22 protein-coding genes, 1 tRNA gene and 1 pseudogene are annotated in these 19,515 nt (G+C 67.0%); 18 read left to right on the forward strand and 6 right to left on the reverse strand.

Going from position 1 to position 19,515, the window contains the following annotated elements; genetic code table 11:
- Positions 1 to 56: 56 nt before the first annotated feature.
- Positions 57 to 512, reverse strand: a complete 456-nt coding sequence (locus SALPAC4_RS0108390) for a GatB/YqeY domain-containing protein (protein ID WP_019869935.1) — start codon at positions 510 to 512, stop codon at positions 57 to 59.
- Between the two features lie 25 nt (positions 513 to 537).
- Between SALPAC4_RS0108390 and SALPAC4_RS0108395 the strand changes: the two genes are divergently transcribed.
- Together SALPAC4_RS0108395 and SALPAC4_RS0108400 are read left to right on the forward strand one after the other, a co-directional pair.
- Positions 538 to 1,431 (forward strand): metallophosphoesterase, encoded by an 894-nt coding sequence (locus SALPAC4_RS0108395; protein ID WP_019869936.1) that lies wholly within the window; start codon positions 538 to 540, stop codon positions 1,429 to 1,431.
- Positions 1,432 to 1,500: 69 nt separating this feature from the next.
- Positions 1,501 to 1,577 (forward strand) — tRNA-Pro (locus tag SALPAC4_RS0108400).
- Positions 1,578 to 1,794: 217 nt separating this feature from the next.
- Here SALPAC4_RS0108400 and fabG read toward each other — a convergent pair.
- Entirely contained in the window at positions 1,795 to 2,532 is a 738-nt protein-coding gene (gene fabG / locus SALPAC4_RS0108405; protein ID WP_019869937.1) for a 3-oxoacyl-[acyl-carrier-protein] reductase, read from the reverse strand.
- A 132-nt stretch (positions 2,533 to 2,664) separates the two neighbouring features.
- Between fabG and SALPAC4_RS0108410 the strand changes: the two genes are divergently transcribed.
- The gene (locus SALPAC4_RS0108410) at positions 2,665 to 4,923 is read left to right on the forward strand and encodes a multicopper oxidase family protein (RefSeq protein WP_019869938.1); all 2,259 of its coding nucleotides are present in this window, start codon (positions 2,665 to 2,667) and stop codon (positions 4,921 to 4,923) included.
- On the opposite strand, the gene SALPAC4_RS0108415 is transcribed toward SALPAC4_RS0108410, so the two are convergent.
- Complete coding sequence (locus tag SALPAC4_RS0108415; RefSeq protein ID WP_019869939.1) at positions 4,874 to 5,905, reverse strand: acyltransferase domain-containing protein; 1,032 nt, start codon at positions 5,903 to 5,905, stop codon at positions 4,874 to 4,876. The genes SALPAC4_RS0108410 and SALPAC4_RS0108415 overlap by 50 nt on opposite strands.
- A gap of 257 nt (positions 5,906 to 6,162) precedes the next feature.
- On the opposite strand from SALPAC4_RS0108415, the gene SALPAC4_RS0108420 reads away from it, so the two are divergent.
- The 10 genes from SALPAC4_RS0108420 (at position 6,163) to SALPAC4_RS0108465 (ending at position 13,129) form a co-directional block, all read left to right on the forward strand.
- A complete protein-coding gene (locus tag SALPAC4_RS0108420) occupies positions 6,163 to 6,570 on the forward strand; it encodes a hypothetical protein (RefSeq protein ID WP_019869940.1) in 408 nt (135 codons plus the stop codon).
- The gene (locus tag SALPAC4_RS0108425; protein ID WP_019869941.1) at positions 6,567 to 7,088 is read left to right on the forward strand and encodes a 3-hydroxyacyl-ACP dehydratase FabZ family protein; all 522 of its coding nucleotides are present in this window, start codon (positions 6,567 to 6,569) and stop codon (positions 7,086 to 7,088) included. Before SALPAC4_RS0108420 ends, SALPAC4_RS0108425 begins: the two co-directional genes overlap by 4 nt.
- Positions 7,085 to 8,602, forward strand: a complete 1,518-nt coding sequence (locus SALPAC4_RS0108430) for a peptide MFS transporter (RefSeq protein ID WP_019869942.1) — start codon at positions 7,085 to 7,087, stop codon at positions 8,600 to 8,602. The genes SALPAC4_RS0108425 and SALPAC4_RS0108430 overlap by 4 nt, the downstream gene beginning before the upstream one ends.
- An 81-nt stretch (positions 8,603 to 8,683) precedes the next feature.
- Complete coding sequence (locus tag SALPAC4_RS0108435; protein ID WP_019869943.1) at positions 8,684 to 9,025, forward strand: TcmI family type II polyketide cyclase; 342 nt, start codon at positions 8,684 to 8,686, stop codon at positions 9,023 to 9,025.
- 12 nt (positions 9,026 to 9,037) lie between these two features.
- A complete protein-coding gene (locus SALPAC4_RS0108440; protein WP_019869944.1) occupies positions 9,038 to 9,466 on the forward strand; it encodes a cupin domain-containing protein in 429 nt (142 codons plus the stop codon).
- Entirely contained in the window at positions 9,463 to 10,758 is a 1,296-nt protein-coding gene (locus SALPAC4_RS0108445) for a beta-ketoacyl-[acyl-carrier-protein] synthase family protein (RefSeq protein ID WP_019869945.1), read from the forward strand. Before SALPAC4_RS0108440 ends, SALPAC4_RS0108445 begins: the two co-directional genes overlap by 4 nt.
- A complete protein-coding gene (locus SALPAC4_RS0108450; protein ID WP_019869946.1) occupies positions 10,755 to 11,999 on the forward strand; it encodes a ketosynthase chain-length factor in 1,245 nt (414 codons plus the stop codon). The genes SALPAC4_RS0108445 and SALPAC4_RS0108450 overlap by 4 nt, the downstream gene beginning before the upstream one ends.
- Before the next feature lie 57 nt (positions 12,000 to 12,056).
- Positions 12,057 to 12,314, forward strand: coding sequence for an acyl carrier protein (locus SALPAC4_RS0108455; protein WP_019869947.1), 258 nt, complete (start codon positions 12,057 to 12,059; stop codon positions 12,312 to 12,314).
- Between the two features lies 1 nt (position 12,315).
- Entirely contained in the window at positions 12,316 to 12,774 is a 459-nt protein-coding gene (locus SALPAC4_RS0108460) for an SRPBCC family protein (protein ID WP_019869948.1), read from the forward strand.
- 49 nt (positions 12,775 to 12,823) lie between these two features.
- On the forward strand, positions 12,824 to 13,129 hold the full coding sequence (locus SALPAC4_RS0108465; RefSeq protein ID WP_019869949.1) for an antibiotic biosynthesis monooxygenase family protein: 306 nt from the start codon (positions 12,824 to 12,826) through the stop codon (positions 13,127 to 13,129).
- A 235-nt stretch (positions 13,130 to 13,364) separates the two neighbouring features.
- Here SALPAC4_RS0108465 and SALPAC4_RS0108470 read toward each other — a convergent pair.
- The 3 genes and pseudogenes from SALPAC4_RS0108470 to SALPAC4_RS0108480 all read right to left on the reverse strand — a co-directional run.
- Positions 13,365 to 14,129 (reverse strand): annotated as a pseudogene (locus tag SALPAC4_RS0108470) (IS1634 family transposase); the annotation flags it as partial.
- Between the two features lie 627 nt (positions 14,130 to 14,756).
- A complete protein-coding gene (locus tag SALPAC4_RS0108475; protein ID WP_019869951.1) occupies positions 14,757 to 15,503 on the reverse strand; it encodes a SchA/CurD-like domain-containing protein in 747 nt (248 codons plus the stop codon).
- A gap of 135 nt (positions 15,504 to 15,638) precedes the next feature.
- Positions 15,639 to 16,094 (reverse strand): DUF1772 domain-containing protein, encoded by a 456-nt coding sequence (locus SALPAC4_RS0108480; protein ID WP_019869952.1) that lies wholly within the window; start codon positions 16,092 to 16,094, stop codon positions 15,639 to 15,641.
- A 187-nt stretch (positions 16,095 to 16,281) separates the two neighbouring features.
- Here SALPAC4_RS0108480 and SALPAC4_RS0108485 point away from each other — a divergent pair, with 187 nt between their 5' ends.
- From SALPAC4_RS0108485 to SALPAC4_RS29115, 5 genes are read left to right on the forward strand one after another with little or no spacing between them, the layout of a single operon-like run.
- Entirely contained in the window at positions 16,282 to 16,743 is a 462-nt protein-coding gene (locus tag SALPAC4_RS0108485; protein WP_019869953.1) for a DUF1772 domain-containing protein, read from the forward strand.
- A gap of 58 nt (positions 16,744 to 16,801) precedes the next feature.
- Positions 16,802 to 17,863, forward strand: a complete 1,062-nt coding sequence (locus SALPAC4_RS25220; RefSeq protein WP_019869954.1) for a methyltransferase — start codon at positions 16,802 to 16,804, stop codon at positions 17,861 to 17,863.
- A gap of 49 nt (positions 17,864 to 17,912) precedes the next feature.
- Complete coding sequence (locus tag SALPAC4_RS0108495) at positions 17,913 to 18,662, forward strand: SDR family NAD(P)-dependent oxidoreductase (protein ID WP_019869955.1); 750 nt, start codon at positions 17,913 to 17,915, stop codon at positions 18,660 to 18,662.
- 3 nt (positions 18,663 to 18,665) lie between these two features.
- Positions 18,666 to 19,019 carry an antibiotic biosynthesis monooxygenase family protein gene (locus SALPAC4_RS0108500; protein WP_019869956.1) on the forward strand — a complete coding sequence of 118 codons (354 nt, stop codon included), beginning with the start codon at positions 18,666 to 18,668 and terminating at the stop codon, positions 19,017 to 19,019.
- On the forward strand, positions 19,016 to 19,327 hold the full coding sequence (locus SALPAC4_RS29115) for an antibiotic biosynthesis monooxygenase family protein (protein WP_033775430.1): 312 nt from the start codon (positions 19,016 to 19,018) through the stop codon (positions 19,325 to 19,327). Before SALPAC4_RS0108500 ends, SALPAC4_RS29115 begins: the two co-directional genes overlap by 4 nt.
- Positions 19,328 to 19,515 lie beyond the last annotated feature (188 nt).

Consider the following 19,515-nt stretch of genomic DNA (forward strand, 5'->3'; position numbering starts at 1 on the left):
TCGAAGGGGCGGCCGCCCTGATCGGGTGGCCGCCCCTTCGCGTACCCGGCGCCAGGTCAGCTGGCGAGCTGCCGGCGTACCTCGGCGGCGACCCGCCCCCCGGCGGCCTGGCCGGACACCGCGGCCTGGGCGGCCTTCATCGCCGGGCCCATCTGCCCCATGCCGGTGAAGCCACCCATGGTCAGTGCGGTCCTGACCACCTCCGCCAGTTCGTCGTCGGAGAGCTGACTCGGCAGGTAGCGCTCCAGCACCACGCCCTCAGCGGTCTCCTTCGCGGCCTGCTCGTCGCGGCCGGCCTCGGCGAAGGCGGCAGCCGCCTCCCGGCGCTTCTTCGCCTCCTTGGCCAGGAGGGCGAGCACCTCGTCGTCACCGAGTTCCCGCTTGGCCTGACCGGCTACCTCGGCCGCGCCGACGGCCGCCAGCGCCATCCGAAGCGTGGAGGTGGTCATTTCGTCACGCGCCTTCAGCGCGGCCCGCATGTCCGTGGTCAGGCGGTCCTTCAAGGTACCCATGGACGGTCAAACTACTCTGTCAGCCATGGGAAAGCGCACACTATTCCGCTTCGCCGCCGGCACCGCCGTCGTGGGTGCGGCCACCCTGGCGTACGCATCGCTGATCGAGCGCAACATGTTCACCCTGCGGCGGTACGAGGTGCCGGTGTTGCCGGCCGACGCGGAGCCGCTGCGCATCCTGCACCTGTCCGACCTGCACATGATGCCCAACCAGCGACGCAAGCAGGAATGGGTGGCCTCGCTGGCCGGGCTGGACCCGGACCTGGTCCTGGTGACCGGCGACAACATGGCCAACCCCGACGCGGTCCCCGGGGTCCTGTGCGCGCTACAGCCGCTCCTCGACCGCCCGGGCGCCTTCGTCTTCGGCTCCAACGACTACACCGGCCCGGTCTGGAAGAACCCGTTCACCTACTTCCTTCCCGACCGCGAATACACCGAGGGCGTGGCCCTGCCCTACGACGAACTGCGGGACATCTTCACCGGTGCCGGCTGGGCCGACCTGAGCAACGCCCGCACCACGCTCAAGGCCGGCGGGCGGCTGGTGGAGCTGGTCGGGGTGGACGACCCACACATCGAGCGGGACGACTACCCGTCCGTTGCCGGCCCGGTCTCGCCCTCAGCCGGCCTCTCGATCGCCCTCAGCCACTCCCCGGAGCCGGCCGTACTGGACCAGATGGCCGCCGACGGGTTCAGCCTGCTACTCGCCGGCCACACCCATGGCGGTCAGGTCTGCGTACCGGGAGTCGGAGCCCTGGTGACGAACTGCGGGCTGCACCGCTCGATGGCCAAGGGTCTGCACCGCTGGCCCGGCTCGGACGCCTGGCTGCACGTCTCGGCTGGCCTCGGCACCCATCCGACCGCGCCGGTCCGCTTCGCCTGCCCGCCCGAGGCGAGCATCCTGACCCTGATCCCCCGCTGAGCCGGCGGCGGCACGGGGATACCGAATTTGACCGGCGGATCGGGTGGGCTACTATTTGTCGGCACGCCTCGGGGTGTGGCGCAGCTTGGTAGCGCGCTTCGTTCGGGACGAAGAGGTCGTCGGTTCGAATCCGGCCACCCCGACCAGGTAAGAGGGCACATCCAATCGATGGATGTGCCCTCTTAGTGCATTCTGGCGCTGGTCCGGCCGATCCGGGGGTTCCTTCGAGACGAAGCAGTCCCGCACTCCCGCCTGCTGGCGATCTTCAGCCGGCATCGACCTTCGTGGCGGTCCCTCTCGACCACCTCAGGGTGGCTGGCACGATCGGTGTCATGCCAAACGGGAAGCCGGGCGATCGCAGATTCAGAGCACCAATCCACCATCGATCCGCATGACCTGACCCGTGATGTAGGACGCCTGGTCCGCGGCGAGGAAGCGGATCAGCTCGGCCACCGCCTCGGCGGTGCCGAAGCGGCCGAGGGGAATCTTCGACAGGGTGGCCCGCCGCGCCGCTTCGGTCATGGTCGCGGTCATGTCAGTATCGATGAATCCGGGTGCCACCACGTTCACGCGGATACCGTAGGAGGCGACCTCCTTGGCGAGCGCCCTGCTGAACCCGATGAGGCCGGCTTTGCTGGCCGAGTAGTTGGTCTGTCCGATGTTGCCGGTGACCCCCGCCACCGACGAGACGTTGACGATCGCACCGCCCCGGCGGATGATCATTCCTCGAACAACCGCCCGGCAGACGTTGAACACTCCGTTCAGGTTGGTGTCAACGACCGTGGCCCAGTCATCCGGAGACATCAACGCCAGCGGCTTGTCCCGCAGGATTCCCGCTGAGTTGACCAGCACCTGGGCCTGGCCCAGTTGCCGCTCCGCCTCGGCAAGGAACTGCTTGACGCTGGCTGGGTCGGTCACGTCACAAGGAAGGTGGAAAGCCCGGCCACCCGCCTTTTCGACCAGTCGGAGTGTTTCCTCCGCCGCGTCGTCTCGGGACCGCGAACAGAACGCCACGTCGAGTTGGTCCGCAGCGAGGCGGAGCGCGACGGCACGACCGATTCCCCGAGACCCCCCGGTCACCACGGCACAGCCCTGACCCATTGTCTGCTCCTCTCAGCGGTGACCGGGACAGTCTCGGCCGCGCTCCTGGAGATTCACTAGACCCTGCCTGGGGCAATGACATGATGGCAGCAGATGGTTGATATCAGCAGCTAAATCGCCGAATCTAGACAGGTGAATGACCAGCCTGTGATCGAAGGACTCCTCGAACTCAACATCGGAGCGGCGCTACTATCGCTGCTGCTCTGGACCTTCGCTGCGGTGGGCGCCGGCCGGCTGGCGCTGCGTCGTACACCACTGGCGATGCGTTGGCGGGCACGGCTCGGGCTGGCGCTGATCACGGCCGGCCTACTCGCCATTGCCCTGCGAGTCTACGCCGCGGTCGCGCTGACAACCGCCGGCTGGGCACTGGCGGCTGATTTCATCCTGGTGGCCGTGCCACCGCTGGTACTGCCGGCGCTGGCGGTACTACTTCTATCGGTGCCGCGTTACTGGCGCCTGGCGGGCATGCCGCTGCCTGCAATGACCAGGGCACCCGTGACTGCGCGCGCACCGACCACGACGCCTGCACCGACCACGACGCCGGCTCCGACCACGACGTTCGCCCCCGTCGCGCCACCCACCCCGGGCGCGCCTGACCCAACAATGCGTGCCGCCGCCGCGGCCCCCACCCTGGTGGTGCCAGTGCAGCTCACCGCCGTCGGCGCGTTCATCTGCGCTGTGCTGTCGCTACATCCGACGAAGGAGCCTTACCTGCCGGACCTCGGACTCGTCCTACTCGCCGTTGCTCTGGTGGCCGTGGCGCAGCGAGGCTGGCACCAGATGCGGGCCGCCCGGATCGCACACCCGGGCTTCGTCCGACCGCCCTGGTGGGCGCGATGGTTGGGCAGCGCAGCGCGGGTCATCGCCGTCACGTTAGTGTTCGGACTCGGACTCGGGCTCGCCGCCTGGACCAGCAAGCTCCCCGACGAGATCAGCATGAACGACCACGAGCAGCACGACGCGTACGCGCTCAGCTCGGACGGCATCGAAGGGCGTTCGGTGGACGAGCTCACCGGCCCCTCCGACCCGCCCGACCGGAGCTTCACCCTCGTGGCCCGCGATGGCCCCCTGCGGCTGGCCTCTGGGGAAACCGTCGCGGCGTACTCCTTCGAGGGGCAAATCCCCGGCCCCACCCTCCGAGTTCGGGCGGGTGAGGTGGTCGAGGTGAACCTGGTCAACGACAACGTCGCCGAGGGAGTCACCATTCACTGGCACGGGCTGGCCGTGCCAAACGCGGTTGACGGTGTAGCTGGCATAACCCAAGACTCGGTCCTACCCGGTGGTAGACACCGGTACGTCTTCCGCGCGGAGCAGATCGGCACCTTCTGGTATCACTCCCATCAGCAGTCGGCGTCCCAGGTGTTCCGCGGGCTGTTCGGGGCGTTGGTGATCTATCCACCTGACGGCCCGCCGGCCAATGTCGTTGATCTCCCCGTTGTGGCTCACGCCTGGGATGTCGGCGGAATGGCCCGCACCGCCTTCGGCGACAACACCGGCGTACAGCGGCACAGGGTGCCGCCGGGACACCGTGTGCGGCTGCGCCTGATCAACGCCGACAACTGCCCCCGTACCTGGGCGTTGTCGGGCACGGCCTACCGGGTGGTGGCGATCGACGGGGTCGACCTCTCCGGGCCTACCGAACTCTCCGACGTCCAAGTGCGGGTCGCCGGAGGCGGCCGCTACGACCTGGAGTACGTCCAGCCGACCAACACGGTGCAGCTGTCGCTCACAAGGGACGCCAACTCCCTGCCCAATCCTTTCGGTCTTGGTGAGGGCTGCGGCGGGGACAACCAGAACGGCGGTCCCCAGGCGGGCCGCCTCACCGATCGGAGACACCTGGCGATGTTGCTCGGTCCAAGTCCGAGTGGCGCGCCCGTGCCGCTCGGACTTGGACCGGTACTCGACCCGCTCGACTACGGCTCGCCCGCCACCGTCCCCTTCGACGCGAGTAGCCGCTTCGACCGGGAGTACGACCTCCGTCTAGGGCTCAGCTTCGGCTTCTACGACGGCAGGTTCACCGGCAAGTGGACCATCAACAACGCCAGCTTCCCCGATATCCCGTCACAGGTCGTTCGGGAAGGTGAGTTGGTCAAGCTACGATTCACCAACCGTAGCTTGGACGATCATCCAATGCATATGCACGGACACCACATGCTGGTACTGAGCCGAAACGGCCGGCCGTCGTCCGGAAGCCCCTGGTGGACCGACACCCTCAACGTCTCTCCCGGCGAGCAGTACGAGGTGGGCCTGCGGGCCGATAACCCAGGGATTTGGATGGATCACTGCCACAACCTGGAGCACGCGCAGGTCGGCATGGTGATGCACCTGGTGTATGCGGGGATCACCACTCCGTACCTGACCGGGCGGGCGACGGTGAACCAGCCGGAGTAGTCGCCCCGATCAGTCGGCGGTGAATCTCGGCGACCACCCGGAGGTCGTCACCCTCAGCCGGCCGCCGGTACGGTAGCAGTGCGAGTCCAGTGCTACCGCCGGCATACAAGGACGGATGGCGTCGGGCGACGGTGATCAGGCCGTCGCCCGGCCCGCACTCGACTAGCAGATAGTCCCTGTCGGACAACAACTCGACCAGGGCCGGCCAGAACAGCACCGGGGCCGCCGGCTGTGCTACCCAGAACTGACGGTTCGTGGCGTCTGCGGCGGTCATCCGACGTCCCAAGTACGCGGAGTGCACCGGCACCCGCGGCGAACGCATTCGGATCGATTCGAACAGCGGCTTCCCTCGTTCCGCAACCTGAGCCATCGCCGGGCTGTGAAAGGGGCTGAGTGCGGGAACCCGTCGGCAACTGAACCCGTCGCGGCGCAACGCTCGTCCGGTAGCGCCCATCGACACTGTCGGACCAGCTAGGACCACCTGTCGGGGGGCGTTAACCGCGCCGACCGCGACACCCTCGCCGAGATAGGGAGCCACCTCGACGGGCCCGGCGGCAACGGCGAGCATGGCACCCGCGGGCCCCGCCGCGAGATGCTCGACGCGGACAGCCAGCACCCGGGCGATCTCGGCCAGTTCGAAAACCCCAGACAGGGTAGCCGCCACAATCTCTCCGATGCTGTGTCCAAGCATCGCCGCTGGGCGGACACCCCAGCTGAGCACAAGCCTGCCGAGTGCGTAGTCAACAGCGAAGAGCAGCGGAGTCGAGCGTCGCACGTCGTCGAGGCCGATCGAGGGACGGTCGCTGAACCAGTCCACACGAATCGCATCGCCGGCATCGCCCATCGCCGCTAGGACCTCGTCCACTGCGGCGGCAAAGACCGGTTCTCGCCGGTACAGCCCGTTGGCCATACCGACGTGTTGCGCTCCCTGCCCCGGAAAGAGCAGTGCCACCGGCAGCCGGCTTGGGGTGCTCAGGTCCATCGAATGCCTCCTTCGTCAGCGGTAACGGCAGCACACGCCTCGTCGAAACCTCCGCACCGGACGCACGCGGCCTACCGTCCCGAGCATCGTGAGATTCGCGCCTCGAACCTGACTCGATGGCGGGCGGAAATCCCCATTCCAACAATCACCCAGAGGGGGCGAAACTGGGGCTTCCGCTAATCCTCGAGCCCACCTCTAGCCCCCACTGCGAGGCTGCCTCGGTAACGGCCGGACGATGTGCGAAAAGGGGATGGGCGATGGCACGCACAGCCACACCGCTCACAGCGGTTGACGAGGTGAGGGTGCTATCGACGCACGAGGCGGTGGGTTCCAAGCTTATCGTTGCCACCGATCCGTACCTGCCAGGCCACTACCCCAACCAGATGCTCTATCCAGGAGTATTCATCCTGGAGTCGGTCCGGCAGACCCTCGACGCGCTACTGGGTGTCAATGGCCCACCGGTCGTAGCCACCCTGACCCAGATCTCCTCGATGCGGCTGTTCGCGCCGCTGTCCCCCGGCGATTCCCTGACCGTCCTGGTGACGTGCCAACCGGCCGAGTGCGCCGAGCGCGCCGCCAGCGCCCGATGCACGAAAGCGAACGACGGCCAGGTCGCGTACCTCAACATCCGGTTTGTTACGACCGAAGCGGAGGAGCCGCGGTGACCGACCACGGTGAGCTGTACCGACTACTGCCGCACCGGCACCCGGTCCTGCTGGTGGACAGGATCGTTGACGGCGAGACCATCGGTGCCGGGCCGGGTAGCTGGCTAAGCGCGATCAAGGCCGTCAGCGGCTCCGAGCCCTGCTACGCCGGCCTCGGACCAGATGCGCCGCGATCGGCGTTCGCCTACCCGACGGCCCTGCTGCTCGAGTCGTTCATCCAGAGCGCAGCGGCACTCTGGGCGCGCACCTCCGCCACGCTCGGGCGAACGCACGAGGGAACGCTCGTCCTCGGCGCTGCCCGACAGGTGGCCGTGCAAGGTACGGCGCATCCCGGTGACACAGTCCAGCACCGTCCTCGACTGGAACGGGTCAGCGCCGGCACCGCCTTCGCCACTGGTACCAGCGTACTTGCCGACCGGCCGGACCAGACACTGCTCACCATAGGCTCACTGGTTCTCGCGCTCCGGCCGCTCGCCCCGGCTAGAGCCCTACCCGGCCTGGCCAAGGTAAGCCAATGACCGCCCTCGATAGTAAAACCGTCCGGCCGGAACAGGCTGCCTCGGTCTGGTCATTTTTTCGGGACCGTCGTTTCACGACGCTGTTCGTCACCGATCTGTGGGAACGGTTTAGCTTCTACGGCATGCAGGCGCTGCTGTTCCTGTATGCGGTGGCGCCCGAGGAGGCCGGCGGCCTCGGGCTGGACGCGGGCACCGGCGGAGCAGTGTTCGGGCTCTATATGTCGACCGTGTTCATCGCCAGCCTACCGGGCGGCTGGGTTGGTGACCGGCTGCTCGGACCTCGCCGGGCATTACTGGTCGGCGCGGTCAGCATTGCGCTCGGGCACTATGTCCTGGCCATACCGGTCCGGTCCACCTTCTATCTCGGGCTACTGCTCGTAGCGATCGGAACCGGGCTGGTCAAGCCCAACCTGCCGGTGCTGTTCAGTGTGCTATGGCCCCGGGCGACCAGCTCGCAGCGTGAGGCGGCGTTCTCCGTCTTCTACATGAGCATCCAGGTCAGTGCCCTGATAGCCCCCCTGGTGACCGGCCTACTCGGCGAGAAGGTGAACTGGCATCTGGGATTCGGAGCCGCGGCAGTCGGAATGACGATCGGCGTATTGCGGCTGCTGATCGGCCTCCGTGACTTCGGCGCCGACGGGCTCGCGCCAACCAGCCCGGCTACCGACCTGGAGCGCCGGCGTGTCCTCCGTCGGGCCGGCCTCGGGCTGGGAGCCGTCGCACTGCTCTTCGCAATCGACGTGGCAGTGGGCACATTCAGCGTAGAGCACGCGCTCGGCCTACTCGGTCTCGGCTCACTCGCCGCACCGGTGCTGTACTTCCGGTACCTGTTACGCCGCCCGGAGTTCGGTCCGGCGGAGCGGGCTCGGGTACTCGGCTACGTCTGGGTACTCATCCCCTCCGGGGTGTTCTGGATGCTCTTCAGCCAGCTCGGCTCCACGTTCAGCCTCTTCGCCAGGGAGGAGACCGACCGACGCGTCGCCGGTTGGGAAATCCCGGCAAGCTGGTTCCAATCCCTACACCCGCTCTTCCTTCTGCTGGTCGCTCCGCTCTCCGCCTGGCTCTGGGTGCGGCTTGGTAACCGGACGCTCGCCCCGATCAAGCTAGCCGGGGGACTGCTGACCTCCGGGTTGGGATTCGTGGTGATGGCAGGTGCGGCCGCCGTAGCGGCCGCCGGCGTCCAGGTCTCGCCATGGTGGCTCGTGGCGGCCTTCTTCGCGCAGGCATGCGGGGAACTGACCTTCGGGCCGGTCGGACTCAGCGTGACCGCCGAGATCGCGCCACCGGGCTACGCGAGCCAGATGATGGGGCTGTACTTCCTCGGCGCCGCCTGCGGTGCCGGCCTTGGCGGGCAGTTGTCCCGCCTGATCGAGGTGGTGCCACAGCCCGCGTACTTCGGCGCCTTCGCCGTGGTCGGGCTACTCGGCGGTTTGCTGCTGGCCGCCCGTGGCGACCGGCTGTCCCGACAACTCGGCCTCGGGGAGCCCGTCCAGCCATCCGCTGTCGGCCCTTAAGCCGTCATCGCCAGCATCTGTTCATTCCGTCCCGCCGTCGTAGCCGAGCCGGCGGCCAGTTCCGAGGAGGTATGGAGCCCCGTGGAGAGCCGCACGCTCATCGTCGCCCGTCTGAACCAGGCGGACCGCCAAGCCGTCGCCGACATCTTCGCCGAGTCTGACGCCACCGACCTGCCGCACCTGATCGGCGCACGCCGACGCAGCTTGTTTTGGTTTCACGGGCTCTACTTTCACCTCGTCGAGTCCCGACAGGACATCAACTCGAGCCTGTACCAGGCCCGCAGCCATCCCCTATACGACGACATTCACCACAAGCTCGCTAGGTACATGACGCCCTATGACCCGGACTGGAAAGAGCCGAAGGACTCGATGGCTGAGCTCTTTTACTCCTGGGAAGCCAACGACTCGATTGATCGGTCCTGAAGGGATCAGAAGATGTCCACGACCACCGTTCCCCACAAGGTGACCTCCACGGACGTGGAGCCGAACCGACGTCGCGGCGGCGACCTGCGGGTGATGCTCAGCCCGAAAACCGTCGGTGCCACCTCTGGCTTCATGGGCTCCGGCCGTCTGGAGGGCGGCGAGTACGTTGCCGAGCACTACCACCCACACTCTGAGGAGTTCCTCTACGTCACCAGCGGCACGATCAAGGTCCGGCTGGACGGCGTTCCGGTCGAACTCGGCCCCGACGAGGCAATCATGATACCGATCGGCATGCGACACCGCATCGAGAACCCGGATGAACAGCCCGCCACCGTCGTGTTCCACCTCAGTCCACTCGCCCCCCGACCCAACCTCGGGCACGTCGACTGTGAGGAACTACCCGGCCCAGGGAGCCTGCCTGAGGTGGGGGGTACATCGTGAGCGAGCGCCGTGTCGTGATGACCGGCATGGGGGTGGTCGCCCCGGGCGATCCGGGTCGGGAGGCCTTCTGGGATCTGGTCTCGTCGGGCCGGACCGCCACGCGGACCATCTCGCTGTTCGATCCGGCCCCGTTCCGCAGCCGGATCGGCGCGGAGTGCGTCTTCGACCCGGAGCGGGCAGGCCTGTCTTACCAAGAAATCCGGCGGACCGACCGGGCGGGGCAATTCGCGCTGGCCGCCACCCGAGAGGCAGTCGCTGACGCCGGCATCGACCCGGGGGTAAGCCCGCACCGAATCGGCGTCAGTGTCGGCAACGGTGTCGGCAACGCGATCTCCATGGAGCAGGAGTACCGGGTGGTCTCGGACAACGGCCGCGCCTGGCTAGTGGACCACCGGTACGCGACGCCACACCTGTACTCGTACGTGATGTCCAGCTCGCTGGCGACTGAGGTTGCCTGGGCATCCGGCGCTGAGGGACCGGCTACGGTGATCAGCACTGGCTGCTGTGCCGGGATCGACGCCGTCGGTTACGGCTTCGACCTGATCCAGGAGGGCAGCGCCGATGTCGTCCTGGCCGGCGCCGCGGACGCACCGATCTACCCGATCACGGTCGCCTGCTTCGACACGCTGCGTGCCTCGTCCACCAGCAACGACGACCCGGAGCGCGCCTGCCGTCCGTTCGACCGACGACGGAACGGGCTGGTTCTCGGCGAGGGCTCGGCCGTGTTCGTGCTGGAGGAGTATGAGCATGCGGTGCAGCGGAACGCACGGATCTACTGCGAGGTGATCGCCTACGCGGCACGGGCCAACGGCTATCACATGACCGGCCTCAAGGAGGACGGGCGGGAGATGGGCGAGGCCATCATCGCGGCGATGGCCCAGGCCAAGTTGAACCCGGACGATCTCGACTACGTCAACGCCCACGGCTCCGGTACCCGGCAGAACGACCGGCACGAGACGGCGGCGTACAAGCGCAGCCTCGGTGAGTACGCCTACCGGCTACCGATTAGTTCGATCAAATCTATGGTGGGGCACTCACTGGGTGCCATCGGCTCGATCGAGATCGGGGCCAGCGCGCTGGCCATTGACCGCAACGTGGTGCCGCCGACGGCCAACTACACCGAGGCCGACCCGGAGTGCGACCTGGACTACGTGCCGCTGACCGCCCGTGAGCAGCCGGTGGACACGGTGCTGAGCGTGGGTAGCGGCTTCGGCGGTTTCCAATCGGCGATCGTGCTCGCCTCGATCCGAGACACGGCTCGGGGCGCGCACCGCAGGAGGGTAGCGGCATGAGCGGCGACGTGACGAACCGCGGCCGGGTCCGCCCGGTCATTACCGGGCTGGGGGCTATCGCCCCGACTGGCAACGACGTGGCGGCCCACTGGGCCAGCGCCCGGAACGGCAAGAGTGCCCTGGGAGTGATCTCCCGCTTCGACAGCTCCGGCTATCCGGTCCGGGTCGCCGGGGAGGTTCGCGACTTCATCGCGGCCGACCATGTGCCCAGCCGGCTGCTGCGCGAGACCGACCCGATGACTCACTTCGCCCTCGTGGCGACCCGGCAGGCCCTCAACGACGCCGGAGTGAACCTTGCCGACTACTCCGACCTGGATCTCGCAGTGATCACTGCAAATTCGTCTGGTGGGGTGGAGTTCGGGCAGCAGGAACTGCAGAAGTTATACCAGGAGGGGCCGCATGCCGTCGGGGCATACATGTCGATCGCCTGGTTCTACGCGGCGACCACTGGCCAGCTCTCGATCCGGTATGGCATGCGCGGCCCCTGCGGGGTAATCGTTTCCGAGCAAGCCGGCGGGCTCGACGCGCTCGGCCAGGCCCGGCGAGTGCTCGCCCGTGGAACCCGGATGGTGCTCGCCGGGGGCACCGATGCGTCCTTGTCGCCGTACGGCCTGGTCTGTCAGCTCGCCAACGGCTTGCTCGCCGACGGTGACCAGCCGGACCGGGTGTACCTGCCCTTCGACAGCGGGGCGCACGGCTACGTCCCGGGAGAGGGCGGGGCAATGTTCACCGTTGAGGACCTGTCGATGGCTCGCGCTCGCGGGGTGCCGCGGATTCACGGGGAACTTGTTGGTTACGCCGCGACCGTCGATCCTCGGCCGGGCAGCGGTTCGGAGCCGGGGCTGCGCCGGGCGATTGAGGTGGCTCTGCGCGACGCTGGGGTCACTCCAGGGCAGGTGGATGTCGTCTTCGCCGACGGTGCGGGCGTACCGGCTCGCGACCGACAGGAGGCGGCGGCGATCAATGCGGTCTTCGGGTCGCGCGGGGTACCGGTGACGGTGCCGAAGACCATGACTGGTCGACTCTACGCCGGTGGCGCTCCGTTGGACGTAGTCACCGCACTGCTCGCCATCCGGGACGGGGAAATCCCGCCGACCGTGAATATCGCCGATCCGACGTACGCGGCGGAGCTGGACCTGGTACGGGATCGACCGCGACCGGCCCCAGTACGGACCGTGCTGGTGCTAGCGCGTGGCTTCGGCGGATTCAACGCGGCCGTGGTGCTCACCGCGGTGGACTGAACCACTCCGCGCTCCGCGGAGTGGTTCGGCGCAGCCAAATCGACACGAGGAGGAAACGTGAGCGAACTGACCATGGATAGCCTGAAGGCGATCATGCTTCGGTGCAGCGGAGTGGAGGAGGGTGTCGACCTAGGCGGCGACATCGCCGGCCAGGAGTTCCGTGACCTGGGGTACGACTCCCTGGCGGTACTGGAGATGACCAGCCAGATCCAGCGGGAGTACCAGTTGGAAATCCCGGACGAGGCGATCGAGGAACTGAACAGCCCCGGGGATGTCCTCCGCTACGTCAACGACCGCCTCACCCCGGCGGCCTGAGATGACCCGCACCGACAACGAGATCGTCATCGCGGCACCGATGGAGCTGGTCTGGTCGATGACCAACGATGTGGCGTCGTGGCCGCAGCTGTTCAGCGAGTACCAGTCCGCCGAGATCCTGGGGCGCGACGGTGACACGGTCCGTTTCCGGCTCACGCTGCACCCGGACGAAAGTGGCCAGGCGTGGAGCTGGGTGTCGGAACGAACACCGGATCCGCTCACCCGGACCGTGCGGGCACGACGAATCGAGACTGGTCCATTCGATTTCATGCGCCTCTTCTGGGAGTACCACGAGGTCGACGGCGGCATCCGGATGCGCTGGGTTCAAGAGTTCTCGGTCCGTACAGGGCTGCCGTTCGGCGACGAGGCGATGGCGGAACGGTTAAACATCAACACGCGGCGGGAGATGAACCGGATCAAGGGCCTCGTCGAGCAGGCGGCAGCAGCCGGGGCGCGCTGACGATGCTGGCGTTCCGCGGCCGATGCGAACCCGGCGGAGAGGAGAGGGTATGTCACTGCGGGTGTTGTTACAGATCGACATCCGGCCTGGATGGGAAGAGGATTTCGAACGGCTGTGGTACGGCCACGCCCGGTATGTGAACCGATTGGGGGACAACCACGGGCAGTCGCTGCTGCGACGAACCGACGGGGCCGGTGGCTACGTCGTGCTCACCGACTGGACCAACGAGCCGGCGTTTCGTGCGTTCGAGCAGAGCCCCGAGCAGCAGAGTTACCTGAAGAAGCTGTGGCCTATGCGGCAGGGCGGCAGCATGTCCCTACTGACGGTGGTGACCGAACTGGCCGGCACTGCCTGACAGCCCGGTGGGGCCGGTGCTGGACTCACGCGGTTCGGCGCCGGTCACACACTGGCGGGCTGGCTGGGCGGAACCAGCGCAACGCGGTCCCGGGTTCGACAGTTGGTGGGCAAGCGGTGGTGGCGGATTGCCGGTTGATCTGCGTGATGGGCATGAGGAGGCTTCGGGGCCGTTTACCCACGGCTCCGAAGCACGTTTTCCCAGTTCAGCGGCTATTCGGCGGTTTTGATACCGCTCATCTTGGCGGGAGCGGGACACCGCAGTCGGTGAAGAGTTTGGCCTGGGTGTCGGTGAGCCGGGTGGTCTGCTGGAGGCTGCCGGCCGGGCCGGAGAGCGTGACCTGGTGGATCCGGCCGAGCTCGGCGGCGATCTTGGGCCAGGTCTGCTCGGTGCGGCGCTCAGCGACCCGGCTCAGGAGCAGGGCGAGCCAGCACAGCAGCACGTGAGCGCGTATCCGCTCGTTGAGGCGGTGGTAGACCGGCCGCAGGTCGAGGGTGGATTTCATCGCGCGGAAGGCGCGTTCGGCTTCGAGTAGGTTCTTGTAGCCGAGCGCGACGTCCTCGGCGGACAGGTCGGGGTCGCTGGTCGCGAGGAGGTACTTGCCGTCCAGGCGGGCCTCGGCGGCGACCTTGGCGGCGTCGATGGACAGCCGCCCGGCGGTGGGGTGCTGCTTGAGCCAGCGGCCGAGGGCAGGATGGTCGCGAAGAGCGCACTCGGCCTTGTGGTGCGGGGCGTCTGAAGGGGCGGCGGGGCGCTTACCGGTCTTGGCCGCCTTGGCCTTCGCCTTGGTCGCGTCGGTTTGGCGGGCGGTCTTGATGCGCGTCAACTCCTCGCGGATCGCGGCGAGTTGGTCTTCGCGTCGGGCGGCATCACGTTCGGCCTCGGCGGGATTGTGGCAGATGATGAAGCGCCTGCCCTCGTCGCCGTCGAGGCGGACCTCCTTGACGCGCAGGTTGTCACGCACTTCCTGGTAGCGGCCCTGGCGGGCCAGGGCCTGGTCGGCGCGGTGGGAGTCTCCACAGCCCGTCGAGCAGCCAGCTCGCCCGAGCGGCCGGGAGGACTCCACCGTCAGCGGCCCGGTCTCATCGGCGCCCAGCGGCGGGGCGACTTCGTCCTCCTCGCCGAGGTAGCGGTTGATGGAGGCGACCAGGCGGCGCACCCGTCGACGTCCAGACGGTCCTCGCGGCCGAAGTTGACCAGCACCTCGGCCTGCGTGGTGCCGCCGACCCGCCGGAGGTGGGCGAGTTGGAGGTAGCGCACCACCGACCCGTCCTTGTTCCGCCGCTGGTACTTCCGCAAGTACATGCCCGCATCATCAGGCAACAAGCCTGATCCGGACAATACCCACCGCGAATCCGTTTGCCCACGCCTCTGGACAGTCTCAACCGGACGCCAGCCCTCTCACCTGCACAGATTCGCCGCCGCTCCGCCCCGCATGCCCACCAACTGTCGAACTCGGGGCGGCCAGCAGGCCACATGGCCCACGCGCCAGAGCCGCGGCACCCCCCCTGGATGACGCGAGAGACGCTCCTAAAGGGCGTTCCAGAACGGGACCCGACGCCCGGCGCGGCAATGCGTCGGACGTCGTTCGGGAGCATCTGGCAGCGGTCCGTTAGACGGCTGGCGGTCAGTTGAGCACGGCAGCCGACAGGTGCGTGACACACCGCATCTGGTGTCGGGCGAGGTGGCTCGCTAGATCCCACGTAGCCGGTGCGTCGGCCAAATACGGGGTAAGCCAGGCGTCGGTGACGACGGCGAGCGGCAGAGCGCGGAGGAAGGCGGTGACGTTGGATTCCTCGCGGCTGTCGTACTGAACAACCCGGACAACGACATCCTCTTTGACCAACAGGAAGGTGCAGACGATTGAGCCTTCACCGGCCTCGCCGGCGACCGGCGGGGCCAGCCGGGTGAATGTGGGAATGGCGGCCAGGGCGCCGGGTAGCTCGTCGGCTGCCTCTGGCCGGATTCGGTAGCGAAGCGCGACGAGCCCGGCAGCGGGCCGGTTGTCGACCTGGTTTAGGTCGAGCACGTTCATCAAGCTCCGGTCGAAGTGGGCCATGAACCCCTCCGGGGTCTCGGTGTCTCGGGGTGCGGCGAGGTAGGGCATCAGCTCCCTCTCCGCCTCGCGCACTCCCTCCTGCACCGACATGTGGCGCCTGATGTCGGCGACGGCGCCACCCTCATGCTGGATTACCCGCACGATGGTGTCCTCTGCGATGAAGAGGCCGGTACAGAGCAGAAAACCGATCTCCTCGCCATCGGGGTCGCGGAGCACAGGCGAGTCGACCCGCCGGAAGTTCTCCGGTGAGAAGATCTCCGCGATTCGGTCCTCGTGGCCGGGTTTGACTCGATAGCTTATTCCGGCGAACGGCATGTGCCCTCCTGAGGTGCCGGTTACAGGGCACCGCCGAAGGGCGGGCCCGGGAGTTGACCGACAGCCGGGTGGCCGCCGGGTGAATGCGCCCGCCGACGGCCGGCAATCAGCTTTGGCAGGTCCGGCATATACCGCTCAGGTGGCCAGCAGCACCGCGACGATGTTGACCAGCAAAGCCACAGCCGCCAGAGCTGTGCGCAGCAGGTGCCAGGCGCGCCACTTGGGCCGCGGGTCGGACCAGTCCGCAGGCAGCGTGCCGTCGGGCCCTCCCCAGATCTGCCGGTTGATCGGCACGTTGCCGAGATGCGAAACGGCTTGAACTCCGATAATGAGCACCGCTCCCACGACGAAGAACAGCTTCGCTTCCAGCGGCCCGGCCAGGACCGCCAACACCAGGGCGGCCAGGGTCGTCGTGTTGGTGATGATCGGCATCGTGGGGTGGTAACCCTTACCGAGCAGTTGGTGTGCCTCGACGTAACGGGACGGCGCCATAGCGAGCAACGCCGGCGCGACGCTGACCGCCACGGCGAAGAAAACGCCGAGGGTGATGCCACTTCCCAACAGCAGGACGACGCTGAGCAGCTCGATCACGTTCGGTCTCCATCAACTCGTTGTGGCGCTACCCACAAATGGTCCAATGATCGACTCGAACGCCGCTGGGACGCGGATGGAGGCCGCAGTTCCAGCCGTCCTCGAGGCCCCGTCGAGTAGCGCGGTCAACAGTAAGCGCCGAGATCGCAAGTGCCCCGGCGGGGGACGCGGTGAAGGGAGGTTCGGGGTGGTACGTGTATTGCTGCCACTAGCGCTGGTGTTCAGCGGCTTCGCGGCGGGAGGACTGATGATTTCCTCCCTGGGCGGTGCCCCGTTGCTGCTGGCCCTGCCGACCGAACGCTACATTCCGGTGCACCAGTTCCTGGTCACCCGATTCGACCCCTTCATGCCGATCAGCATGACGGTGACGCTCGCCCTCGACCTAGCTCTCACCCTGATCGGCCCGTCGCCCGCCTTCCGGCTGCTGACCACGCTCGCGGCGGCGCTGCTGGCTATCGCGATGATGGTGTCGCTGACCAAGAACGTGCCAATAAACCGTTGGATCTCCACCCTCGATCCGGAGCAGCTACCCGACGACTGGCAACGGCTGGACCCGCGAGTCCGCTGGCGCAACTGGAACCTGGTTCGCACGGTACTCGCGGTGACAGCGCTCCTGCTGAACACCTCGGCCGTCGCTGTCCTGCTCTGACCCGTCACCGGAACTGCTCGGTCCCGCGACCCACTTCGTCGCCTCTGGGGAGGAAGTCATGGAAGCCGAAATGACAGGGGTCGTCGGCCCCGCGATGGCGGCACTGCCGCCCCACCTGCGTCTACTGCTACTCACCGACGGCAAGCGGATATCTCAGGTCATTCACGTGCTGGCCGAGTTGAAGGTCGCCGACGAGTTGGCGGACGGGCCACGTACGGTAGCGGACCTGGCGAAAGTGACGAGCACGGACACTGACGCGCTGCGACGGGTGTTGCGGGTCGCTGCTAGCTTCGGCGTTTTCGCTGAGGAGCCCGACGGCCGGTACGTGCTGACGCCGGTCGCCGAAGCACTGCGGACTGAGGTGCTCAACAGCCAACGGGACCTCGTGCTGTTCAATGGCGACGAGATGCTCTGGCGGTCCTACGGAGAGCTGATGTACACGCTCCGCACCGGTCGTCCGGCGTTCGACAAGGTGTACGGCAGGTCGTTCTTCGCGCACCTCGCAGCCGAACCCGCAGCGGGCCGCCTGTTCGACCGGGCGATGACGCAGATGAGTCGGGCCACTTCGGAGCTCTTCATCAACCAGTACGACTTCAGCCGGTTCACCACCCTCGTCGACATCGGCGGCGGCACCGGCCTCTTCCTCACCAAGCTGCTGCGGGAAAACCCCACGCTACGCGGTGTCCTCTTTGACCGGCCGGCCGTGGTCGCGAACGCGCACCGCTGGTTCGACGACGCGGGCGTAACCGACCGCGCCACCGTACTCGGCGGGGATTTCTTCGGCGAACTTCCACCCGGGCACGACGCGTACGTACTCAAGGCGGTGCTGCACGACTGGCACGATCCCGACGCGGTACGGATCCTCCGACAGGTCCACCAAGCCATGGCGGGCCGACCGGACTCCCGATTGCTGATTTGCGAGTTCCTCGTCGCTCCCGCTAACCAGTGGGACCGCGGAAAGCTACTCGACCTCGATATGCTCCTGCGCTTCGGCGGCCGCGAGCGAAACCTTGACGAATGGCGTGTGCTACTCGCCGAGGTCGGCTTCCGGCTGCTCAACGAACCAGTGACCGGTCGCTGGGCCGTTTTGGAGTGCCAGGCGGTGACCGACGCCGACTGACGGCGGCGTCACGATGACCAAGGATCATTCCAGAGATAGGAGTACACACGTGCAGCTACAACTCGTCGGGAAAAATGCCGTCGTCACCGGTGGTTCCCGTGGAATCGGCCGGGGCATCGTGCTGGCCCTGGCCCGGGCCGGTGCCAACATCATCACCTGCTACCGGCAGGAGGGCGAGGCGGTACGGACCCTGGAGCGTGAACTCAAGGAAACAGACGGCAATCACCACCTAATCCAGGCCGACATCAGCAGCCGGGAGGATGTCGAGCGGTTGGTCGAGGAAACCCGGACGCGTCTCGGGTCGATCGACGTACTGGTCAACAATGCCGGTGTCATCAGCCACGTACCCTTCGGTGAGCTGCCGCTCGAGGAGTGGCAGCGGGTGCTGGACACCAACCTCACCGGTTCCTTCCTGCTCATCCAGAAGGCTCTCGGCCTGCTGTCCGAGAGAGCGTCGGTAATCAATATTGGATCCCGGGCAGCAGTGGCCGGCATCCCACTGCGCAGCCACTACACCGCTTCGAAAGCCGGCATGATCGGCCTGACCCGTTCGCTGGCCAAGGAGTTGGGCAAGCGAGGTATCCGGGTCAACCTGGTGGCGCCCGGTGTGATCGATACCGACGAGGAGGGAAAGCTCTCCGACGCTGAGCGGGAGCAGTACCGACAGCGCTACCAGCACATGATCGCTCTCGCCCGGTTCGGCCGTCCGGTCGAGATTGCCGGCGCGGTGCTTTTCCTCGCCAGTGAGCTGTCCACTTACGTCACGGGTGAAACCATTCATGTTGACGGAGGCGTGTGAGCCATGGGGCACTTCCGGGTCTTACTGACTGTTCAGGTGGTATCCGGTCGGGAAGTAGAGTTCGAACACGAGTGGCTGGCCGGACGGGACGTCATCGCCGGTCACCCTTCGAACCGGGGGCACTGGCTGTCCCGGGCCAAGAACGACTCCTCGACGTACTACGTGATGAGCGATTGGATCGATGAGGCATCTTTTCGCGAGTTCGAACGGAGCAAGGCCCACCTGTCGCACCGACAGAAGCTGCACCCCTTCCGGGTCAGCGGCTCGATGGTCACCATGTCTGTGCTCTCTGGTTGCGCCCACGCCGCGGCTACCGAGGACTCGCGCTCCACGGTCGCCGAAGGCGCAGCCCGATGACTGACCCACACCGGGCCCGGGTTCTGCTTTTTTGCCGAGCCGTAGGCACCGGGGAGGCGTTAACCGCGGCTTACCACACGATCAGTGATGCCCTGGCCGGAACCCCCGGGCTGCTCCACAATGAGTTGCTACGGGACAGTACAGACCCTACGAACTTCATCGTCCTCAGCGAGTGGGAGAGCATTGGCGCATTTCACTCGTGGGAATCCGGCACTGGGCATCGCGACACCACCGCACCGCTGCGGCCGTACCAGGATCACTCACGGGGCCGCCCATTCGGCCTATACGAGGTCGTCGGCTCCTACTGACCCGTGGTGAGCGGTGGTGCCCTGGCAGAGGCCAGGGCACCACCGCTCACCACGGTCCTCTACCGCTCCCGGATAACGGGCGACCAAATCAGCCTTTCCGGTCCAGCCGCCTTCCACCCATCAACGGTGCGCTACCCAAACTCGCATGGTGAGACGCGGCAGAGCTCGCATGGGGGGGGGCGTGGATG

Source organism: Salinispora oceanensis, from assembly GCF_000383575.1.
GTDB lineage: Bacteria > Actinomycetota > Actinomycetes > Mycobacteriales > Micromonosporaceae > Micromonospora > Micromonospora oceanensis.